We start from the raw sequence: 3,369 nt of genomic DNA on the forward strand, positions 1-3,369 counted from the left end.
GCCACTTCCACCGGCGTCGATCGGTTTGGCTCGGCCCCTCAGGTGCAGGCAGCTCTGGGAGCAACGCGGGCGGTGGCCTTTGATCTGACGGCAGCCTGCACAGGCTTTGTCTTTGCGGTGGCCACGGCAGCACAGTTTTTGCAAACCGGGCTGTATCGGCGGGCCTTGGTGGTGGCGGCGGATGTGCTCTCCCGCACGGTGGACTGGGCGGATCGCACCACCTGTGTCTTGTTTGGAGATGGGGCTGGGGCAGTGGTTCTGGAGGCGGGGGAAACCGGCGGGATCCTCAGCATTGAGCTGCGCAGCGATGGCAGTGGCAGCCAGCTACTCAGCTTGTCCATGGCTACAGAGGCCAAGCCCCTGGTGGGATCCCTGCAGGTGGGGCAATACCGCTGCTGCCCCATCGCCATGAATGGCCGCGAGGTCTACAAGTTCGCCGTCCAGGCGGTGCCGGAGGTTATCGAGAAGGCTCTCTTCCGGGCCGGGATCCCGGCGGAGGCGGTGCAGGGGTATTTTATTCATCAGGCCAACCAGCGCATTCTCGATGCGGTAGCCAAGCGTTTGCAACTGGATCCGCAGCGGGTGGCCAGCGTCCTAGAGTATTACGGCAACACCTCGGGCGCTTCGGTGCCAATTGCCTTGGCCACTTGGATCGAGCAGGGACGCTTTGGCGCCGGCGATCTGGGGGTAATGGCAGGCTTTGGTGCCGGCCTCACCTGGGGGGCGATTGTGTTTCGTTGGGGGAAGTGAATTGATGACCGTTGCCTGGATCTATCCCGGCCAGGGATCCCAAGCGGTGGGCATGGGAAGGGACTTGCGGAACTGGCAGGGAGCAGCCCAGAAGTTGGCTTTGGCCCGTGAGATGTTGGGATGGGATCCCTTAGCTCTGTCGGAAGACCAGATCCACCAGACCGGCTACACGCAACCGGCTTTGTTCACCGTATCGGCCCTGTTGACAGACTATCTCTACGCCCAGGGTCAGGCTCCTGCCTGCACTGCCGGCCACAGCCTGGGAGAATACAGCGCCCTCTATGCTGCCGGCGTGTTTGATTTCGAGACCGGCCTGCGGCTGGTGGCGCTGCGGGGCCAACTGATGGAAGCTGCAGGGGATCCTCCAGGCCACATGGCAGCGGTGATGGGGTTTGACCGCGACAAGCTAGAGCATCTGTGCCAGATGATCCCCGATGTCACCCTTGCCAACGACAACAGCCCGGATCAGGTGGTGATCAGCGGCTCAGTGGAGGGGGTGCAAGCCGTCTGTGAGCAGTTGCAGGCCAAGCGCACCGTTCCCCTCAAGGTAAGTGGCGCCTTTCACTCGCCCTTTATGAAGGCTGCTGCCGAGGAGTTTGCCCACACCTTGCGCGCTGTTGACTTTCAGCCGCCGCGAGTGCCCGTCTACAGCAACTGCACTGCCACCGCCAGCCGGGATCCGCAAGCCCTTAAGCAGGCGCTGCTGGCCCAGATGACTGCCCCTGTCCGCTGGCGAGAGACGGTGCTGCACATGGCTGCCGACGGCATCCAAGAGGTGTGGGAAATCGGCCCCGGAAATGTTCTGACGGGCTTGGTGAAGCGAACGGTGCCGGCCCTGGCGCGGCGCACTGTCAGCAGCCTCAGCAGTTAGTGGATCTGTTTTTAACGGGAAAGAGCTCTGTCCCGCTAACGCGACCGGGATCCCTCCGGGTGGGATCCAACCGGCAGGCGACCCCGGGCCGGAATCTGTCCCAACAACACCTGCAGCAACGCCTGTAGAGAGACGGGGGTAGTGCCGTAGCAGGCCAAGTAAACCGGGATCTGGGGCAGGGCAAAGGCATCGTAGGGGGATCCCAAGGCCAACCCAATCACCTTTTCCGGCGGAAGGGATCCCAGCAGCAACCTCTGCGCCGGATGCCGCCACGTCTCCAGGGATCCCACCAGCACCTGCGCAGCCCTTTGAGCCCCTTCTTGGGCAATCCGCTGCTGTTCGGGGGTGGGATCCAGAGGGATGGAGAACACTTGGGCAGCGGGACAGGCTTTTTGCAGCAGCTCCCCCAACAAAGGTACAGGGGTGATAAGCAGCGGGTCAGGGGCCAAGGGAGGCAGGGATCCCCGTACCAGGGTGATGCTGTCTTGGGCGATTTGGCGGGCCAGCGCCTGGTGGCTTTCCAGGGTGGAAGGGGGGAAAGGGGGGCAGGGGGATCCCAGCCTGTAGCGCCGCTTCAAGGCCAAAATCCGCTCCACCGACTGATCCAACTGTTCAACCGACAAGCGCCCGGCGCGAAACTCCCGCAGCAGATGGGCATAAGCTTCTTTTTGGATGGCCGGGGTAAAGCCGGGATCTGCCCCAAACAGCAGCACATCGGCCCCTGCCCTAAAGGCCAGTTCTGCCGCTTCGGGAATGCCGTAGGTGCGGGCAATGGCCCCCATGGTCAGGGAATCTGTCAGGACGAGACCCTGGAAACCCAGCCTCTGCCGCAGCCAGCCCGACACCACCTCAGGGGCCAGCGTTGCCGGTCGCACGGATCCCAGAGCCGGCATCACCACATGCGCCGTCATCATCGCCTCTGCCCCTGCCCGGATCAAAGCCTGAAACGGGCGCAATTCCGTGGTTTGTAGCGCCTCCAGGGGGCGATCCACCCGCGGCAACCCCAGGTGGGAATCCATATCGGTGTCCCCATGGCCGGGAAAATGTTTGGGCGTACAGAGGATCCCGGCTTGCCGATAGCCGCGCCACAGGGCGAGGCCGTAATCTGTCACCTGTTTCGGGTCTGACCCAAAGGCTCGGATGCCGATGATGGGGTTGTGGGGGTTGCTGTTCACGTCCACAACAGGGGCGAAGTTGAGGTTAAACCCCAAACTTTTCAGCTCCGTTCCCACCGCACGGGCCATAGCTTCTGCCTTTGCCAGGGATCCCGCTGCTGCCACTGCCATGGCGCTGGGGAACACCGTCACCCCCTCGGTAAGGCGCACCACCGGCCCCCCCTCTTGATCAATGGCTATCCACAGGGGGACAAGGGCTTGTGCCTGAGCCGCGGCAATGAGCTGGGCCACCTGAGGCAACGTTTGAATGTTGCCGGCAATCGAATAGAAGATCAGCCCGCCCACGTGGTAGTCCCGGATCATCTCCTCGAGAGCGGAGGAAAACTCAGCTCCCTCAAAATAAACCAGAAACAGTTGCCCCACTTTCTCCTCAAGGCTCCAAGCCCTGGGATCCACTGCGGCAGCGGGACGGGGTCCTATCGAGCATGTCAAAGCAGATGTCCTTGGGCGTCGCTGCCAAGAAAGCCGGTCAGGATGAGCCTGAGGCTAGCATACCCTGAAGTGGCTCTTGCAGGTTTAGAGTGGCGATTGACTTGTAGTTGTGGCCATACTGGAGGGATGGCGTAAAGAACT

The 3,369-nt window shown here is 62.4% G+C and carries 3 protein-coding genes; 2 read left to right on the forward strand and 1 reads right to left on the reverse strand.

The window, feature by feature from the left end; genetic code table 11:
• Window positions 1-750: beta-ketoacyl-ACP synthase 3 (locus NW849_RS10480; RefSeq protein ID WP_414357592.1), on the forward strand; the 750-nt coding region annotated here is incomplete at its 5' end.
• Window positions 751-754: 4 nt separating this feature from the next.
• Entirely contained in the window at window positions 755-1,621 is an 867-nt protein-coding gene (gene fabD, locus NW849_RS10485) for an ACP S-malonyltransferase (RefSeq protein ID WP_414357593.1), read from the forward strand.
• 35 nt (window positions 1,622-1,656) lie between these two features.
• On the opposite strand, the gene NW849_RS10490 is transcribed toward fabD, so the two are convergent.
• Window positions 1,657-3,159 carry a glycoside hydrolase family 3 protein gene (locus NW849_RS10490; protein ID WP_414357594.1) on the reverse strand — a complete coding sequence of 501 codons (1,503 nt, stop codon included), beginning with the start codon at window positions 3,157-3,159 and terminating at the stop codon, window positions 1,657-1,659.
• Window positions 3,160-3,369: the final 210 nt, after the last annotated feature.

Origin of the sequence: Synechococcus sp. R55.3 (genome assembly GCF_047461975.1) — a bacterium.
GTDB lineage: Bacteria > Cyanobacteriota > Cyanobacteriia > Thermostichales > Thermostichaceae > Thermostichus.